At 60.7% G+C, this 18,194-nt stretch carries 7 protein-coding genes and 8 pseudogenes; 9 read left to right on the top strand and 6 right to left on the bottom strand.

The genetic code is table 11. The features are described from left to right. Window positions 1-161 precede the first annotated feature (161 nt). From ycaC to AB4O25_RS03000, 4 genes and pseudogenes are all read right to left on the bottom strand, one after another. Window positions 162-778 (bottom strand): annotated as a pseudogene (gene ycaC / locus AB4O25_RS03015) (isochorismate family cysteine hydrolase YcaC). 29 nt (window positions 779-807) lie between these two features. Further along, window positions 808-2,646, bottom strand: a complete 1,839-nt coding sequence (locus AB4O25_RS03010) for an amidohydrolase (RefSeq protein WP_460150456.1) — start codon at window positions 2,644-2,646, stop codon at window positions 808-810. After that, the gene (locus AB4O25_RS03005; protein WP_065878303.1) at window positions 2,643-3,233 is read right to left on the bottom strand and encodes an antibiotic biosynthesis monooxygenase; all 591 of its coding nucleotides are present in this window, start codon (window positions 3,231-3,233) and stop codon (window positions 2,643-2,645) included. The genes AB4O25_RS03010 and AB4O25_RS03005 overlap by 4 nt, the downstream gene beginning before the upstream one ends. Window positions 3,234-3,333: 100 nt before the next feature. Continuing rightward, a pseudogene (locus AB4O25_RS03000) lies at window positions 3,334-3,803 on the bottom strand (Lrp/AsnC family transcriptional regulator). Window positions 3,804-3,926: 123 nt separating this feature from the next. On the opposite strand from AB4O25_RS03000, the gene AB4O25_RS02995 reads away from it, so the two are divergent. Beyond that, entirely contained in the window at window positions 3,927-5,147 is a 1,221-nt protein-coding gene (locus AB4O25_RS02995) for a methionine gamma-lyase (RefSeq protein WP_065878301.1), read from the top strand. 11 nt (window positions 5,148-5,158) lie between these two features. Here AB4O25_RS02995 and pvdP read toward each other — a convergent pair. Then, a pseudogene (pvdP, locus tag AB4O25_RS02990) lies at window positions 5,159-6,783 on the bottom strand (pyoverdine maturation tyrosinase PvdP). Between the two features lie 142 nt (window positions 6,784-6,925). On the opposite strand from pvdP, the gene pvdM reads away from it, so the two are divergent. From pvdM to AB4O25_RS02950, 8 genes and pseudogenes are all read left to right on the top strand, one after another. Further along, window positions 6,926-8,269 (top strand): pyoverdine-tailoring dipeptidase-like protein PvdM, encoded by a 1,344-nt coding sequence (gene pvdM / locus AB4O25_RS02985; RefSeq protein ID WP_460150454.1) that lies wholly within the window; start codon window positions 6,926-6,928, stop codon window positions 8,267-8,269. 19 nt (window positions 8,270-8,288) lie between these two features. Next, window positions 8,289-9,558: pseudogene (gene pvdN, locus AB4O25_RS02980) on the top strand (pyoverdine-tailoring periplasmic protein PvdN). Window positions 9,559-9,589: 31 nt separating this feature from the next. After that, window positions 9,590-10,463: pseudogene (gene pvdO, locus AB4O25_RS02975) on the top strand (dihydropyoverdine dehydrogenase). Between the two features lie 116 nt (window positions 10,464-10,579). Continuing rightward, window positions 10,580-12,262: pseudogene (locus AB4O25_RS02970) on the top strand (cyclic peptide export ABC transporter). 330 nt (window positions 12,263-12,592) lie between these two features. After that, window positions 12,593-14,921 (top strand): annotated as a pseudogene (locus AB4O25_RS02965) (TonB-dependent siderophore receptor). A 228-nt stretch (window positions 14,922-15,149) separates the two neighbouring features. Further along, on the top strand, window positions 15,150-15,680 hold the full coding sequence (locus AB4O25_RS02960; RefSeq protein ID WP_460150452.1) for a hypothetical protein: 531 nt from the start codon (window positions 15,150-15,152) through the stop codon (window positions 15,678-15,680). A 17-nt stretch (window positions 15,681-15,697) separates the two neighbouring features. Next, the gene (locus AB4O25_RS02955) at window positions 15,698-16,864 is read left to right on the top strand and encodes an S-type pyocin domain-containing protein (protein WP_460150450.1); all 1,167 of its coding nucleotides are present in this window, start codon (window positions 15,698-15,700) and stop codon (window positions 16,862-16,864) included. 1 nt (window position 16,865) lies between these two features. Beyond that, entirely contained in the window at window positions 16,866-17,141 is a 276-nt protein-coding gene (locus AB4O25_RS02950) for a bacteriocin immunity protein (protein ID WP_460150448.1), read from the top strand. Window positions 17,142-17,193: 52 nt separating this feature from the next. Here AB4O25_RS02950 and AB4O25_RS02945 read toward each other — a convergent pair. Continuing rightward, a pseudogene (locus AB4O25_RS02945) lies at window positions 17,194-18,155 on the bottom strand (alpha/beta hydrolase). Between the last annotated feature and the right edge of the window lie 39 nt (window positions 18,156-18,194).

Here is an 18,194-nt window from a genome sequence, read left to right as displayed (position 1 = left end):
ACTGGATAGTCGCAACACCACAAATCAAATGTGGGAGGGAGCTTGCTCCCGATAGCGGTGGGTCAGTCTCAGCATCAATGACTGATACACCGTTATCGGGAGCAAGTCGAATCGTCGCACCGCCCCTCCCACAAGGGACTGCCTACAGCTCTGAGACCGAATTACTTGGCAGTCAACGCCGAGTAGCTGTTCATCAGGTTGCGGTAGTTGGGGATGCGCGGCGACAGCAGGTTGGCCAGGCCTTCCATGTCGTTGCGCCAGTCAACTTGCAGCTCGCAGGCCACGGCGAACCAGTTGACCAGTTGCGCACCGGCAGCGGTCATGCGCGCCCAGGCGGCTTGTTGCACGGTTTCGTTGAAAGTGCCGGAAGCGTCGGTGACCACGAACACTTCAAAGCCTTCGGCGAGGGCGCACAGGGTTGGGAACGCTACGCATACGTCGGTCACTACACCGGCGATGATGATCTGCTTGCGGCCGGTGGCTTTTACCGCCTTGACGAAATCTTCGTTGTCCCAAGCATTAATCTGGCCAGGACGGGCAATGTACGGCGCGTCCGGGAACAGCTCTTTCAACTCGGGAACCAACGGGCCGTTGGGGCCGCTCTCAAAGCTGGTGGTGAGGATGGTCGGCAATTTGAAGAACTTGGCCACGTCGGCCAGGGCCAACACGTTGTTCTTGAATTCGTTGGGGAGAAATCCTGTACCAGGGAGATCAGGCCAGTCTGGTGATCGACCAACAGTACGACGGCATCGTCTTTGTTCAAGCGCTTGTAAGTCATGGGTTAACTCCTTCGTGGGTTTTTAATAGTCAGAACGCAAAGCATGAGCAGCCAAACGCACCCCAGAAGCCCTGGAAGTCGCTGACCGGCACACTGGAAAGGCGGGCTTTTTCATGGCCGTGGGCATGCACGCCGCAGGGGCCACTGCATTGGTGTACTTGAGCTTGCAAAGGTGAACTGGGGCGCCAGTGGCCCGGCACCTTGGCCACCGGCGACCAGTCGGGCAGCACCGGCACGCGCGGCGGTGCGTAATCTTCGAAGTCGCCGGCGCCGTACACCACGTTGCCGCCGACCACGGTCAGTACCGATTCAATCCACTTGATGGCTTCTTCATCGACGCTGAAAAAATCCGCCGACAGCGCCGCAACGTCCGCCAATTGGCCGACCTTGATCTGGCCTTTCTTGCCCTGCTCGGACGAGAACCAGGCGCTGCCGTGGGTGAACAGCTCCAGCGCGGTGAGGCGCGGCAGGCCTTCGGCGTGCAGTTCCAGGCCACCGACGGTGCGCCCGCTGACCATCCAGTACAGCGAGGTCCATGGGTTGTAGCTCGACACTCGCGTGGCGTCGGTGCCCGCGCCTACCGGCACACCCTCGGCGAGCATGCGCTTGATCGGCGGCGTGGCCTCGGCGGCCTTGGCGCCGTAGCGCTCCACAAAATATTCGCCCTGGAACGCCATGCGGTCCTGGATCGCAATACCGCCGCCCAGGGCACGTACGCGCTCGATGTTTTGCGGCGTGATGGTTTCGGCGTGGTCGAAGAACCACGGCAGGCCATTGAACGGGATGTCGCGGTTGACCTTCTCGAACACGTCGAGCATGCGCGAGATGGATTCGTCGTACGTGGCATGCAGACGGAACGGCCAACGTTGCTCCACCAAGTGGCGCACCACCGGCTCCAGTTCCTGCTCCATGGTCAATGGCAGGTCCGGGCGCGGTTCGAGGAAGTCTTCAAAGTCCGCCGCCGAAAACACCAGCATCTCGCCCGCGCCGTTGTGACGCAGGTAGTCGTCGCCCTGGTGCAGGGTGACGCTGCCGGTCCAGTTCTTGAAGTCGCTGAGTTCTTCCTTGGGCTTTTGAGTGAACAGGTTGTAGGCGATGCGCACCGTCAGTTGTTCGTCCTTGGCCAGTTGCTCGATCACCGCGTAGTCATCGGGGTAGTTCTGGAAACCACCGCCGGCGTCGATAGCGCTGGTGAGGCCCAGGCGATTGAGTTCGCGCATGAACTGTCGGGTCGAGTTGACCTGATATTCCAGCGGCAGTTTCGGGCCCTTGGCCAGGGTCGAATACAGAATCATCGCGTTGGGCCGCGCCACCAGCATGCCGGTGGGGTTGCCATTGCTGTCGCGCACGATCTCGCCGCCCGGCGGGTTCGGCGTGTCCTTGGTGTAGCCGGCCACACGCAGGGCGGCACGGTTGAGCAAGGCACGGTCGTACAGGTGCAATACGAACACCGGGGTGTCCGGGGCGGCCTGGTTGAGTTCCTCCAGGGTGGGCATGCGCTTTTCGGCGAACTGGAATTCGTTCCAGCCGCCGACCACGCGCACCCATTGTGGCGTAGGGGTGCGGTCGGCCTGGTCCTTGAGCATGCGCAAGGCATCGGCCAGGGATGGCACGCCTTCCCAGCGCAGTTCGAGGTTGTAGTTCAAGCCGCCACGGATGAGGTGCAGGTGGGAGTCATTGAGCCCCGGGATGACGGTGCGACCCTTGAGGTCGATCACCTGGGTGCCGCTCCCCTTCAGGGCCATGGCTTCACCGTCGGTACCGACCGCAACGAAGCGGCCCTGGCGGATGGCGACGGCCGTCGCGCGCGGGTTTTCACGGTCCACGGTGTGGAATTGGCCATTGAACAGAATCAGATCGGCGTTCATAGGGTTTCCTTTACAGAGGCTTCGAGCCAGGGAGCGAACAGGCGGGTGGCGGCCGGCATCAGCAGGTAGACCACCAGCAGGACGATGGTCAGGGTGACCAGGAAGGTCGAGACCACGTAGTTGGACAGGAACGGGTGCAACCGCAGGATCGGGCCCCAGATAAAGGGCAGCAGCAGGGTTTGCGGCAGAATCACACACAGGCTGACCACCGCCTGCTTCCAACGCGGCGGCTTGGCCGCACTGTCGGCCAGGGGCGAGAACCAGAACTCATTGGCCGCGCCGATTTCGGTGTTGTCGCCGTCGGCCAGCATGGGCGAGGCTTCGGCGATCAGGGTGTTACGTTCGGCGGAGTCGAGCCAGGTTTGCAGGTCATGGGTGGAGCGGTAGCGCAATACGCAGGTGAACAGCGTCAGGCCGTTCTGCCGGCTGCGTACCACATCCACGCCGAGGTGGCCGGGACGCTCGCCGGCGATACGCACGATGCGGCGTAGCCAGGCTTCGTAGTTGGCTTCCTGGCCTTGTTTGATCAGGTGTTTGACCACCAGGGTGACGACTTCGTCAGGCCCTGTTTTTGCTGCTGGGTCCATGGGGTGCCCCTCTGCCTTGATGTTTCAGCGATGAGGGGAGTTTGCCGGGGTTGGGGCTGGGGAAAATTGGATGTACGTGCTGTTTGGAGTGAAACCACGGCTACCCCGGCAACGGAATCACCCGCAACGCCCGCACCGACTTATAAGAAAAACTCGAATAGATCTCCTTAACGCAAGGCAACGTCTGCAACACCTCCCGCGCAAACTCACCAAACGATTCGAGGTCCGTGGCCACCACTTCCAGCAAAAAGTCATAGCGCCCCGACACGTTATGGCACGCCACTATCTCCGGGATTTCCAACAACCGCTGCTCGAACGCTCGGGCGATTTCCTGGGTATGGCTCTCCATCATGATGCTCACAAACGCCGTCACCCCATAACCCAGCGCCTTGGGCGAGAGGATCGCCTGGTAGCCGCTGATCACCCCGCTGTCTTCCAGGTTGCGCACCCGGCGCCAGCAGGGGAGGTGGTCAGGGAGACGCGCTCGGCCAGCTCGGCCACGGTTAAACGGGCATTGCCTTGCAGGGCGTTCAACAAGGCTTTGTCGGTACGGTCCAGAGTGACGGGCATGATTTGCCTCTATTCATGTTTTTTTGAGGATTTTCGTCCCAGGACACGGGATTTTTCGGCAAATTTTGCAATGTTCATCTGCCGTTATGAGCATAGCATCGTAGGAAATAAGGAGCGCCCGACATGAACAATAAACACCCTGCATTCGGCTTTTCCACCCGCGCCATCCACCACGGCTACGACCCCAAGGACCACCATGGCGCGCTCGTGCCGCCGATTTACCTGTCGGCCACATTTGCCTTTCCCACCGCCGAATATGGCGCGGCCTGTTTTGCCGGTGAAGCCTGCGGCCACTTCTATACGCGCATTTCCAATCCGACCCTGGCGCTGCTGGAAGCGCGCATGGCCAGCCTGGAAAACGGTGAGGCGGCAGTGGCGTTCAGTTCCGGCATGGGGGCGATTGCGGCCACGTTCTGGACCCTGCTGCGCCCGGGCGACGAGGTGATCGTCAGCCAGACGCTCTACGGCTGCACCTTTGCCCTGCTGCACCATGGCATCGGCGAATTCGGCATCAAGGTGCGCCATGTCGACCTCACCGACCTGGCCGCCCTGCAAGCGGCGCTGAGCCCCGCCACGCGCATGGTCTACTGCGAGACCCCGGCCAACCCCACCCTGCAACTGGTGGATATCGCCGCAGTAGCCGCCCTCGCCCACCAACAGCCGAATGTGACCGTGGTGATCGACAACACCTATTGCACGCCCTACTTGCAACGCCCCCTGGAACTGGGCGCCGATGTGGTGGTGCACTCGGCCACCAAGTACCTCAGTGGCCATGGCGATATCACTGCCGGTATCGCCGTCAGTTGCCAGGCCCTGGCCCAGCGTATTCGCCTGCAAGGGCTCAAGGACCTGACCGGCGCGGTGATGTCGCCCCAGGACGCGGCCCTGTTGATGCGCGGTCTGAAAACCCTGGCCCTGCGCATGGACCGCCATTGCAGCAATGCCCAGGCAGTGGCCGAGGCCTTGCAGGCGCACCCGGCCGTGGCGTGGGTCACCTACCCCGGCCTGCGCTCTTTCGCGCAGTACGAACTGGCGGCGCGGCAGATGAGCCAGGCCGGCGGCATGATCGCCTTCGAGCTCAAGGGCGGGATCGACACCGGCCGACGCTTCATGAATGCCCTCAAGGTGTTCACGCGCGCGGTCAGCCTGGGCGATGCCGAATCCCTGGCCCAGCACCCGGCGAGCATGACCCACTCCACCTACACCCCGCAGGAACGCGCGCACCACGGTATCAGCGAGGGGTTGGTGCGCTTATCGGTCGGGCTGGAAGACGTCGCCGACCTGCTGGCGGACGTGCAGCAAGCCCTGGCCACGTGCACCCGCGCTTGTGCGGCGACGCCGTAACCCAAAAGGCCTCAGGTCGCCTTCACCTTCAAATGCCGCGCGTACCAGGGGCGCTGCGGCACCCGCTTGAACAAGCCCTTGAGCGCGTCTTCATCGGCGCCGAAGGTAATGCGCAGCGCGAGCTTCATGGTTTCCGGGTCCATCTCCATCGAGCGCCCAATCTGCAACCCCGGCGTGGTACTGCAGCCATGGGTGTCGGGCCCCAGCCACGGGTCGCCGACTTCGACCCAGCGCCCCGGCGCGAACCAGGCCACGCCGTTGACCTCCAGGCGGTTGACCTCGCCTGGGTGGAAGCGCTCGTGGGCGCGATACCAGTCTTCGATACGGTCGTCGATCCAGCCGTGGAAGTGCCAGAACACCGGGTTGACGTGGGAGGAGAACGGGTCGCCGAGGAAGTCGTTTTCCGCCGCATACCAACGCGCGGCGAAGTCCGCAGGGTCGCGGGCAAAAGGCACGGGCGCGCCGTTGGAAGGGGCGCGGGGCACCGAGGCCCAGCGCATGTGCAGCCAGTCGTGCAGGCCCAGCTCCATTTCGGAACCGAGTTGCCCCAGGGTGAATCTGGCCAGGTAGCGTGGGTCGCGGTACTGGGATTCCCAGACCTGGAAGTTGCTGTGGTAGGTCTCGGCCGCCTTTATGTCGCTGACCCATTGGGTGTATTCGCTGTCGTCCGGCGCCGACCAGGTGGGCGGCAGCGCGAAGCCGTCGTGGTTGTCGAAATAACGCACGAAACCCAGGCGGTCGCGCTCCAGCGCCGGCTGCGGCTCGGGAAACGCCGGCCACGACGGCAAATCCTGCAGGGCGCGCGCCGTGCCGAGCATATGCCGATGCATGAAAAAAAGTCGATGCCCGAACCGTTACGGTCCTTGTGTTTGCCCCGTGCGTCGCGTTCCTTGCCCCGGGGGCCGGGTTGCCAGCCAATGCCTCGCAGGGCGTCGCGCTTGTCTTCGGAGAGCTTGTGCCACTGGTCGCGAGTGGCGTGCCACAGTTGGTGGAACAGCCGGTGCTCGGGGGCGATCAGCCAGGCCAGCAGGGTCGGGTTCAGGCCGATACGCTCGCGGGCTTCGGGAAACACCTGCTTGTGGGCGATAAAACGGTTGTCCCGCTCCGTCAGGGCCAGGGCGCGATTCAGGTCCAGGATCTGGCCGCTGAGCGTGCCGCTGCCGGCATTGCCGAAGTCGGCCCAGACCTCGTCGAGGGTCATCTTGAACTCATAGGCGGGCGCGCCATCGGCCGCATCGCGATCGATCAGGCGCCAATAGAGCAAGGCACCCTCGCCCGTCAGCACGTCACCCAGCACGCGGTAGCGCGGTTCACCGTCGGCACGCAGGTGGGCGGCGGTATCCAGGTAGCCGCGCAGGCCACGGCCACGGGGGGCGATGTCGAGCATCAGCTCCAGGCCTTGCAACGGCAAGCCTTTGAGGCCCGCATCACGACCTTCCAGGCGCAGGCTCCAGACCCCACGCAAGCTGTTCGCCAACTGCTGGCCGGCGGTGTCGGCCAGGTCTACCGTGGCTTCGCCGGGGGTGATCGGAAATTCTTCCGCACGCGTCAACTCGCGATGGGCATAGAAGGCTGCCGGCACGGCCGCGCCGGTCAGCGCCAGGCCTGCGATGAACCCACGTCGAGAGATGGTCATTGTCTACCTTAGGAAACGGTTTTATCAGAGCTAGAACGTTTGCAGGCCGGGGAAATTTACCGCCCACCGGCCGGCGCCTAAATTTAAGCGCCCAGCACTCGTTCTTCCCTGATAGCGAAGGCCTCAACTGACTGAGATGGCAATGACAAAACCACGTTCGAAAAAGGCGCTGTATATCGGCTTGCCGCTGGCACTGGCCATCGGGGCCGGTTACCTGGTCTGGGATCACTGGTTCAAGGGCAACGCCGGCTACCCGCTGGAGGTGATCAAGCAGGCCAATGAGCTGCAGGACCGCCTGCTGTCGTTCGACAGCCATATCACCGTGCCGGTAGATTTCGGCACCGCCGGCAACGAGGCGGACAAGGACGGCAGCGGCCAGTTCGACCTGGCCAAGGCCAGTCGCGGCCGCTTGTCCGGTGCCGCCCTGACGATCTTCGGCTGGCCGGAAATCTGGAACGGCGCCAACGCACCGCACAAGCCCACCGAAGGGTTTGTCGAAGCGGCGCGCCACGAACAGGACGTGCGCTACAAGATCATCAGCGGCCTGGTGCGCGACTTCCCCAATCAGGTCGCCATCGCCTATACCCCGGATGATTTTCGGCGCCTGCACGGCGAAGGCAAATTTGCGATTTTCATCAGCATGCTCAATGCCTACCCCCTGGGCAACGACCTGAACCAGCTGGACCTGTGGGCCGCGCGCGGCATGCGCATGTTCGGCTTCAGTTATGTGGGCAATAACGCCTGGTCGGACTCGTCGCGCCCGCTGCCGTTTTTCAACGACTCGGTGGACGCGCTCGACGGGCTGTCGGACATCGGCAAGCAAGCGGTGCAGCGCCTCAACGACCTGGGCGTGATCATCGATGTGTCGCAGATGTCGACCAAGGCCCTGGAGCAAGTGGCACAGCTGAGCCGCACGCCAATGGTGGCGTCCCACTCGGCGCCACGGGCGGCGGTGGATATCCCGCGCAACCTCAGCGACAAGGAGTTGCAGTTGATCAAGCACAGCGGCGGCGTGGTGCAGATCGTGGCCTTCTCCGCCTACCTGCGCCCGCTGAGCCAGCCGACCCAGGACAAGCTCAACGCCCTGCGTGCCCGCTTCGACTTGCCGCCGCTGCCCAACCTGGCCATGGCCCTTATGCCGGGCGACGCGATCATTGCGGCCTGGCCCGAACACAAGTTCGGTGAGTACGCCAGCGCGCTGTACGCCATCCTCGATGAAGAACCCAAAGCCACCCTCAAGGACCTCGGCGACGCGATCGATTACACCGTGCGCAAAATCGGTATCGACCATGTCGGCCTGTCTTCGGACTTCAACGACGGCGGCGGCATCGACGGTTGGAACAATGTCGGCGATATCCGCAACGTCACCGCCGAACTGATCCAGCGTGGCTACTCCGAGGCTGATATCGCCAAATTGTGGGGAGGCAACTTCCTGCGGGTGTGGGACCAGGTACAAAAAGCCGCCAAGCCATTGGCCAATCGTTAACCCTGCGCGAAGTAAGCCCATGACCAACCGCCGTACGTTTCTCAAGCAGGCCGGCGTCATCGCCGCCAGCCTGCCGCTGGGCACCGCCCTCTTGCCTCCTGCCCAGGCCGCCACGCCGCAAGACCCATGGACGGGGTTCAAGCAGCTGTTCAACCAGGACCCGAGCTACCTGCACTTCTCCAACTTTCTGCTGGCCTCGCACCCCAAGCCGGTGCGCGATGCCATCGAACGCTACCGCGCGCAGATCGATCGCAACCCTGGGCTGGCGATGGACTGGGACCTGCAGGAAACCTGGAAACGCGAAGGCCAGGTGCGTGAGTGGGCCGGTCGCTACCTCAAGGCCACGCCCGCGCAGATCGCCCTTACCGGCAGCACATCCGAAGGGTTGGCGATGATCTATGGCGGGATCAAGCTGCGGCCGGAGCAGGAGATACTCACCACCGTACACGAGCATTACGCCACCCAGAGCGTGCTGGACTTTCGCGCGCTCAAGCAAGGCACTCAGGTGCGCCGGATAGCGCTGTTCAACAGCGCCAACCAGGTGTCCACCGATGAAGTGCTGGGCAACATCCAGCGCGCCATTCGCCCCAATACCCGCGTATTGGGCATGACCTGGGTGCAGTCCGGCAGCGGTGTGAAACTGCCCATCGGCGAAATCGGCAAGCTGGTGCACGAACACAACCGCCACCGCGACGAGCAGGATCGCATCCTGTATGTGGTCGACGGCGTGCACGGCTTTGGCGTGGAAAACCTCGACTTCCCCGATATGCACTGCGACTTTTTCATCGCAGGCACCCATAAGTGGATGTTCGGCCCGCGGGGTACCGGCCTGGTCTGTGCCCGCGAAGCCGAAAACAAGTACGTCACACCGATGGTGGCCACGTTCTCCGAAGACCAGGACTTTGCCACCACCATGACGCCCGGCGGCTACCACGCATTCGAGCATCGCTGGGCAGCCGACGAGGCCTTCAAGCTGCATTTGCAATTGGGCAAGGCACAGGTGCAGGCACGCATCCATGCGCTGAATACCGAACTCAAAGATCAATTGCTGGCACAGCCACAGGTCGAACTGGTGACGCCGCGCAGCCCCGAACTGTCCGCCGGTTTCACCTTCTTCCGGGTCAAGGGCCGGGACAGCGACGCAGTCGTGGCCCACATGATGAAAAACCGCGTGGTGATCGATGCGGTGGAACGCGATGTCGGCCCGGTGATCCGCACCGCCCCCGGCCTGCTGAACAACACCGATGAAATCCAGCGTTTCGATGAGCCTGCTACGCCAGCGCGCATGACACCCACTTTCCCTTTGAACGAGAGGCTCAGATGATCCCAGCCCGACTCAAACCCTTGACCGCCCTGGCGCTGACCGCCTTGTGCGGCGCCCTGCTGCCCAGCCTGGCCCAGGCCGCCGCGCCACAACCGGGCAAAGTGTTCAAGGACTGCAAGGACTGCCCGGAAATGGTGGTGCTGCCCGCAGGCACCTTCACCATGGGCACCCCGGAAGACGAAGTCGGCCGCGAACCGGATGAAGGCCCGATGCATGACGTAACCTTCGCCAAGCCGTTCGCCATGAGCCGCTTCCACGTCACCGCCGCGGAGTGGGACAGCTATGTGCGCCAGACCGGCGTAAAAATCGCTGACGGCGACACCCGGCCCGGTCGCGAATGCATCGCCAGCAAGCCGCGCTACCCGCAAGGCCCACGCCAGCCGGCGGTGTGCATGGACATGGACGACATAAAAAACTACGTAGCCTGGCTGTCGAAAAAAACCGGGCAGTCGTACCACATGGTCAGCGAAGCCCAGCGCGAATACGCCGCACGCGCCGGCTCGACCGGACCCTTCCCCTTCCCTTTCGATGAAGGCAAGGGCTACAGCATCGCCAAGCACGCCAACACCTATGGCCCTGCGGATGGCTACAGCTATTCGTCACCGGTGGGCAGCTACCCGCCGAACGCATTTGGCATGTACGACATGCATGGCAACGTCTACGAGCGCGTCGCCGACTGTGAGCACGCCAACTACATCGGCGCGCCAACCGACGGCAGCGCGTGGGTGGAACTCCAATTGCGAGGGGTATCAGATTCGCGGCAACGACTGGGGCGAGGCGCCGGTATTTTCACGCTCGGGCAACCGCAACACGATCTACCCGCAGACGCGGGGGGACTGGATCGGGTTCAGGGTTGTGCGTGATCTCTGACGGGGTTTGAGCCTGGTCGAAAAAACCCTCGCCGGCCATCGGCGAGCGGCTAAATTTAGCGCCTGGCCAGACGTTTCACTGGGTATCTGTCTCGATCCCCAAGGAACTCACCCGTCATGTCCCAGCCCAAGCGCGGTGCAATTCATGAATTGTTCACCCTACTGAAACCCTTTCGATGGGTGGTCATCCTGTCCATCCTGCTGGGCATGGTTGGCGGCCTGAGCGTGACCACGCTGCTGGCGACCATCAACAGCGCGCTGCATGCTGAAACCGGTCTGACCCAAGCCGTGGTGCTGCTGTTTGGCGGGCTCTGCCTGATGGCCTTGTTCAGTTCGATCTGCTCGGATATCGGCACCAACTACGTAGGCCAGCACATCATCGCCAAGCTGCGCAAAGAACTGGGGGAGAAAGTCCTCTCGGCACCGATCGAACAAATCGAGCGCTATCGCAGCCACAGGTTGATCCCGGTGCTGACCCACGATGTCGACACTATCAGCGACTTCGCCTTCGCCTTCGCCCCCCTGGCCATTTCCCTGACCGTCACCCTCGGCTGCATGGGCTACCTGGCCATGCTTTCATGGCCTATGTTCCTGCTGCTGGTGGTGGCGATCATCATCGGCACGGTGGTGCAGTTCCTGGCCCAGGGTGCGGGTATCAAGGGGTTCATGGCGGCACGGGACGCCGAGGACGAGTTGCAAAAACACTACAACGCCATTGCCGAGGGTGCCAAAGAGCTGCGCATCAACCGCCCGCGCCGCCAACGCATGTTCGTGTCGGGCATCCAGGCCTCCGCCGACTTCATCTGCAAGACCCAGGTGCGGTCGATCAACACCTTTGTGATCGCCAAGACCTTCGGCTCGATGCTGTTTTTCGTGGTCATCGGCATGGCACTCGCGCTGCAAACACTGTGGCCCAGCGCGGACAAAACCGTGATGAGCGGTTTCGTACTGGTGCTGCTGTATATGAAAGGCCCGCTGGAACACCTGATAGGCACGCTGCCAATCGTTAGCCGGGCAAAAATCGCCTTTGGTCGTATCGCCCAACTGTCCGAACAGTTTTCATCGCCCGAGCCGCACCTGCTGCTCAATGATCAAGGCGAGCAAGCCTGCCCGGTGCACAGCCTGCAATTGAACAATGTCAGCTACACCTTCCCGGCCGTGGACGGCAACGCGCCGTTTACCCTCGGCCCGGTCAACCTGAGTATTCGCCAGGGCGATATCGTGTTTATCGTCGGCGAAAACGGCTGTGGCAAAACCACGCTGATCAGGCTGCTGCTGGGGCTTACGCGCCGCAACAGGGCGAAATACTGCTGAACGGGCAGCCCATCGATCCGACCAATCGCGATGAATATCGCCAGCTGTTCACCACGGTGTTTGCCGATTACTACTTGTTCGATGATGTGGTGCAGGGCGACCAGCAAATCCCCGAGGACGCCAATAAATACCTGGAGCGCCTGGAGATCGCCCACAAAGTCAGGGTCAAGGACGGCAATTTCCACTACCACCGACCTGTCGACCGGGCAGCGCAAACGCCTGGCCCTGGTCAACGCCTGGCTGGAAGAACGCCCGGTACTGGTGTTCGATGAATGGGCCGCGGACCAGGACCCGACGTTCCGACGGATCTTCTACACTGAGCTGCTGCCCGACCTCAAGCGCCTGGGCAAGACCATCATCGTGATCTCCCACGATGACCGCTATTTCGATGCCGCCGATCAACTGGTCAGAATGGAAGCCGGAAGGGTACGGGTCGAGGCCGACGCCGTGGCCCTGATCGGCACCGGCACGCAGGCGCGTCAGTAAAGCCCCTGGGAACTGGTGTTCCAGGGGCTTTTTCATGGGTGGGCTAAATTGCTGCGTACCTGGCTCGTATTTAACAGCAGCGAAGAACAGTACCGACGCACCACGTCTTCGCCGTCGCTATTGCCTGTTTCCCTTTAGCTGGTTTTTTGGAGCTTTTGATCCGGTTTTGCTTACGCGGCGCGTCTAATAATAATTCTTATTAACTAAAAGTCTGCCAAGACACCACTGGAGCCCTTTAACGCAATGAACACCCCAACTCCAAGCTGCTCTGCGACAACCGCCCTACGACCGATATTCAAGAAAACCCTGTTGGCCAGCGCCATGGTGGGCATGGTGCTGGCCTCCAGTCAGTCCCAGGCCACTCCTGTTGCATTGAATATTCCGGCGCAACCCCTTTCCAGTGCGTTGCAGGCCTTGGGCCATCAAGCCGACCTGCAAATTCTATACGGGGCTGACACGGTAAAGGGGCTGCAGTCGGCACCGGTGAACGGCACGCTTGAGCCCGCACAGGCACTTGATACCCTGCTGGGGAGCAGCGGCATCAACTATCAGCAAACCGGTAACACCATTTCGCTGACACCGCCCGGTACCGGCTCTTCGTTGCAACTGGGTGCCATCAGCATTTCCGGCAAGGCACCCGGCTCAACCACCGAAGGTACTGGCTCCTACACCACGGACTCCTCCAGCAGTTCGACCCGGCTGAATATCCCGCTCAAGGAAACGCCGCAATCGATCACCGTGATCACCCAGCAACGTCTTCAGGACCAGCACCTGACCAACCTGACCGATACCCTGGAAGCCGTTTCCGGCATTACCGTGGTGCGTGAAGGCCTGGGCGCCGATACCGACAGCTACTACTCGCGCGGTTTCGCCATCAACAACTATGAAATCGATGGCGTGCCCACCTCCTCGCGTCTGGACAACTACACCCAGAACACGGCCATGTATGACCGCATCGAAGTGGTCCGTGGCTCAACTGGCCTTATCAGCGGCATGGGCGACCCGTCCGCCACGATCAACATGATCCGTAAGCGCCCCACCGACGTGGCCCAGGTGAGCATTGGCGGTGAAGCCGGCAGTTGGGACCGCTATGGCGCCAGCGTCGACGTGTCCGGCCCGTTGACCGAGACCGGCAATATCCGCGGCCGCCTGGTAGTGGACTACAAGAACCAGGGCGCCTGGATCGACCGCTACAAGCAAGACAACAACCTGGTCTACGGCATCACTGAATTCGACCTGTCGGACACCCTGCTGCTGACCGTCGGTTTCAGCTACCAGACCCAGCACACTAACCAGCCACACGCGCAGCGGCTTCCCGCTCAAATACAGCGATGGCAGCCTTACCGACTTCAAGCGTTCGTTCAACACCAGCGCCGACTGGTCCTACTACGACCACGAGCAAACCACGTTCTTCACCTCCCTTGAAAAGCAGTTCGAGAACGGCTGGAGCGGCAAGGTCGAGTACAGCCGCAACGAAAACAAATACGACTCCGAAATCGTCTACCTGGCGGGAGACATCGACAAGACCACCGGCCTGGGTGCCTACGTCATGCCCAACAAGTTCCAGGGCAACCCGATCCAGAACGCAGTGGATGCCTACCTGACCGGTCCATTCCAACTGTTTGGTCGTGAGCACGAGTTGATCACCGGCGTGACCTTGTCGCAGATCCGCAACGAAAACGCACCGGACTACGGCGGCTGGGTTCGTCCCGGCGGCAGCTACGACGGCACCATTGGCGCGATCGGCGACTGGAACGGCAATGTCGCCAAGCCGGACTTCGTCAATACCGGCCGCCAGGACTTCGAAGAGAACCAGTACGGCGCCTACCTGACGTCGCGCTTTCACCTCAACGATGACACGACGCTGATCGTCGGTGGCCGCGTAATCGATTGGAAGCAGGACGACGAGACCCGCTACTTCTCGGGCGACGTGACCCAATCCAATCGTAAGGAAACCGGGGTCACCATCCCATACGCCGGCCTGGTCTACGACCTGAGCGAGATCTGGTCCGTGTACGCCAGTTACACCAAGATCTTCAACCCGCAGTCGTTGCAGACCACCAGCGGTTCCTACCTCGACCCACTGGAAGGCACCGGCTACGAAGCCGGCGTGAAAGCGGCATTCAACGAAGGTCGCCTCAACACCAGCCTGGCCCTGTTCAAGGTCGAACAGGACAACCTGGGCATTGCCGATGGCAGCAACCTTACCCCGTCCGGCTGGCAAGCCTACAAAACCAGCAAGGGCACCACCACCCAGGGCGTGGAATGGGAATTCAACGGCGAACTGGCCGAAGGCTGGCAAGCGGCGGGCGGTTACACCTACAGCGTCTCCACCGACCAGGATGACAAGCGCATCGCGACCCAGATTCCGCGCCACAGCTTCAAGACCTTCACCTCGTACCGCCTGACCGGTCCGCTGGATAAGCTGACCGTCGGCGGCGGCATCAATTGGCAGAGCAAAACCGGCTTCGACCTCAAGTACTACGAGCAGAAGAGCTATGCGGTCACCAACCTGATGGCGCGTTACGACATCACCAAGAACCTGTCGGCATCGGTCAACCTGAACAACGTGTTCGACAAGGAGTACTACTCCACCACCAGCGCCGGGGTTTATGGAGCCCCGCGTAACCTGATGACGTCATTCAAGTACAACTTCTGATAACACCTCGGGCTCCGGTAGTTCAGGAGCCCCTCTCAATAAAAAGGCGCATCAGCTTGGCTGATGCGCTTTTTTATTGGTTGCGATATTCAACGTGAGGTTTAACGGGACAACAGACACGCATTAAAAATGCATCACAACCTGACCGAACGGACAGTAGCAATAAACGCCTAAAACCCGGACATTCGATTTCTCACAAGAACTTAAATTCGTACCAAGGAGAGTCCTATGTCAGGATCAGGTGAAGGGCCCATTGAGTTGGGCCTTACTGAAATCAATGCCGTAAATGAATTACCCATTACTATTCCTGGCGGAATCGGCAGCGGGGGTAGTGGGGCCAATGCAACCAAGATCAATAATGAAGTCCGAACTATAAAAGCCATTGACCTTACGGCCAACAAACTTATTGACACATTGGACACTCATTACATAGCCGAGATCGATAAAAACGATAAAAATCTGTTAGTAGCCACTGAGGCTACGCTTACCGAACTTGAAGGGACGGCTGGTACCGGTAGCCAGTTGCCAATGGAGAAAATAAACCTCCGACTGGAAGCCATCAACAAACTGACAGCCTCGAAAAGCACGGAGCTTGAAATTCAAAAGAGTATTGTCAGTGCTTATTTCTATAAAGACCCGTTGACAGATACTCGAAGGAATGTAGTCGGTACATTCGGCACTCAACTTGGCCGTCAAGGAAGAGATAGGAATCCGCCAGCTTCATTCGTTCATATCAAGCGGCTTATGCAGCTAAACTGATCCAAGCACAAATTGACGTGCTCAACACGCAAGCAGCGGCGGCACGACAGGCATTGCTTGAGGCGCGCCAGATTCAAGCGGCCAACCGGTTTTCTGTATCCGGCCCAGCGGCAAAGGCCGGTGCGTTGCTTGTCACCACCGCCGGTACCGTGATTTCGGTGGAGACAACCACACTCTCGCTTCGCGCTGCGGTCAGTGCGGCCATCGCCGCACTCAATGGTTTGGTTGCCAGTGTCGGCGCTGGACTTATCGTGGGTATTTCAGCACTTTTCTACTCGCCAAAACTCGCGAATGGCGAATTGCCCGAACGCTACACGTTCAGTACCCCGCTCTCAGACCTCCTACCCGATACAACGGATGATCTAAGCGCTATTGCGGCGGAAGGTGGCACGATTGACTTGCCTTATCGACTCAGCTCAAAAACCGCCGCCAACGGGCAATCAGAAGTTTTCGTAGTCAAGACCGATGGGGCCATACTGCCTTCGCGCGTGAACGTCTTGGCAGCGACCTATGACGCGCAACAAAATCTGTATAGCGTCACGACGGCAAACACACCGCCCCGTACCCTGACGTGGACGCCTATCGTTGAGCCGGGCAATAACTCGTCCACCACACCCGCCGAACAGAGTGAACCTGCGATCTACCCCGGCGCCACGGTAACGCCCATTGAAGGGCGAACAGATATATTCCCTGGAGTAGTCGAAGCCAGCTTTGATGATTTCATCACAGTGTTCCCTGCAGATTCGGGAATCCCTCCAATCTATGTGATGTTCAAGGATAGACGGGAGGATCCTGGGGTGGTGACAGGAAATGGACAACCTGTAACGGGCAACTGGTTGGATGCTGCATCGCGAGGGGAAGGCGCGGCTATCGCATCGCAACTTGCTGATCAATTGAAGGGGAAAGAGTTTAAAAACTTCAAAAGTTTCCGAAAATTCTTTTGGACTATAGTATCTCTTGACCCCGTGCTATCGGCTCAATTCAAAGGCGCGAACAGGACGCTGATTAAAAATGGAACGTCTCCTTTCACAATTCCCAGCGAACAAGTTGGTGGACGTGGCCAATTTGAAATTCATCATATTATTCCCGTTCACCCCTCCGGGGCTGTATACGACATTGACAACATGCGCATCATGACACCTAGGCTGCACATCCAAACCCACTCAAAAAAAGGGGATCAATAACATGCTATTGAAAGAAAAGTACGAGGACTACACAGAGGCTGAATTCCTCGAACTGCTTGAGGAGTTTTTTACAAATAAACACAACCTTGAGGATGACGCACTTGGAAAGCACATCAATACACTCGCAAACCACTTTACGAAAGTCACAGAACACCCGGAAGGAAATGGTCTTATTTTCTACCCGGCAGACGGTGTAGAGGATAGCCCTGCCGGCATTCTCAAGGTCGTCAAAGCATGGCGAGCTGCCAACGGTAAACCCGGCTTCAAGCAGCCTTAAGCTACACGCTCCCTGCCCCGCCCGGCGGCAGGGAGCTGGCGCTGTCTGCGCCCTACGCCTCAAACACCCGCTGCAACGCCTGAGCGATCTGTTCCTGCGCTTGCTCAGCCTCGTCAATGATCGCCCCCATGCGCAAGAAGTCATGGGTCATGCCCGGGTACACCGTCACCTTTACCAACGCCCCGCCCTCGCGTAGATGCGCAGCGTAGGCCAGGCATTCGTCGTGCAGCGGATCGCATTCGCCCAACACCATCAACGTTGGCGCAAGGCCTGGAGGCACCGCGCCGAGCAGCGGTGAAAAGCGTGGGTCGCGGCGATCGGCGACGTCGCGCTCGTACAGCCCGTAGAACCATTGCAGCGTGTCTTTTTCCAGCAGGTAACCCGAGGCGTAACGCTCCAGTGAGGGTGTGCTGCGGCTGGCGTCAGTCACCGGGTAAATCAGCACTTGCAGGCGTGGCTGGACCGCCGCGCGTTCGGCGGCCAACTGCGTGGCCAACACCGCTACCAGGCTACCGCCAACGCTGTCACCGGCCAGCGCCAGGCGGCGGGTGTCGATGCCCAACTCGGCGCCCTGCTCTACCAGCCACTGCCAGGCGTCTGCGGCATCGTGGGCGGCGGTGGGAAAACGCCATTGCGGTGCCAATCGGTAAGCCACGGACACCACCGCGCAGCCGGCGATTTCAGCCAGGGCGCGACACAGGGCGTCGTGAGAATCAAGGCTGCCGACCACGTAACCACCACCATGAAAGTACAGCACGGCCGCCGAAGGCGTGGCTGGGCTCAGTGGGCGGGCACTGTATAACCGCGCAGCCAACCGCTGACCATCACGGGTCGGGATGCTCACGCTGTCGACCTGCTCGAGGTCGGCGGCACCGGCGTCCATCATCTGCGATGAAAGGTCGAATTGTGCTCGCGCCTCTTCAGGCGACAACTGATGCATCGCCAGGTTTTTCCCGCCGCGCGACCGCTGTTTACCAACTCAAGAAACGCGGCGATATCAGGATTCAATGACATATAAAAACACTCGCTGAGCCGGGCGGGCGTGGTGCCTCG

This window comes from Pseudomonas sp. S3_A03, assembly GCF_054668275.1.
Note: the sequence above shows the minus strand (reverse complement) of the source record. Positions and strands in the feature narration are given on the sequence as shown.

Coding starts and splice junctions, on each gene's coding strand:
- AB4O25_RS02950 (WP_460150448.1), top strand. CDS start 16,866: ATGCTATTGAAAGAAAAGTACGAGGACTACACAGAGGCTGAATTCCTC.
- AB4O25_RS02960 (WP_460150452.1), top strand. CDS start 15,150: ATGTCAGGATCAGGTGAAGGGCCCATTGAGTTGGGCCTTACTGAAATC.
- AB4O25_RS02995 (WP_065878301.1), top strand. CDS start 3,927: ATGAACAATAAACACCCTGCATTCGGCTTTTCCACCCGCGCCATCCAC.
- AB4O25_RS03010 (WP_460150456.1), bottom strand. CDS start 2,646: ATGAACGCCGATCTGATTCTGTTCAATGGCCAATTCCACACCGTGGAC.
- AB4O25_RS03005 (WP_065878303.1), bottom strand. CDS start 3,233: ATGGACCCAGCAGCAAAAACAGGGCCTGACGAAGTCGTCACCCTGGTG.
- pvdM (WP_460150454.1), top strand. CDS start 6,926: ATGACAAAACCACGTTCGAAAAAGGCGCTGTATATCGGCTTGCCGCTG.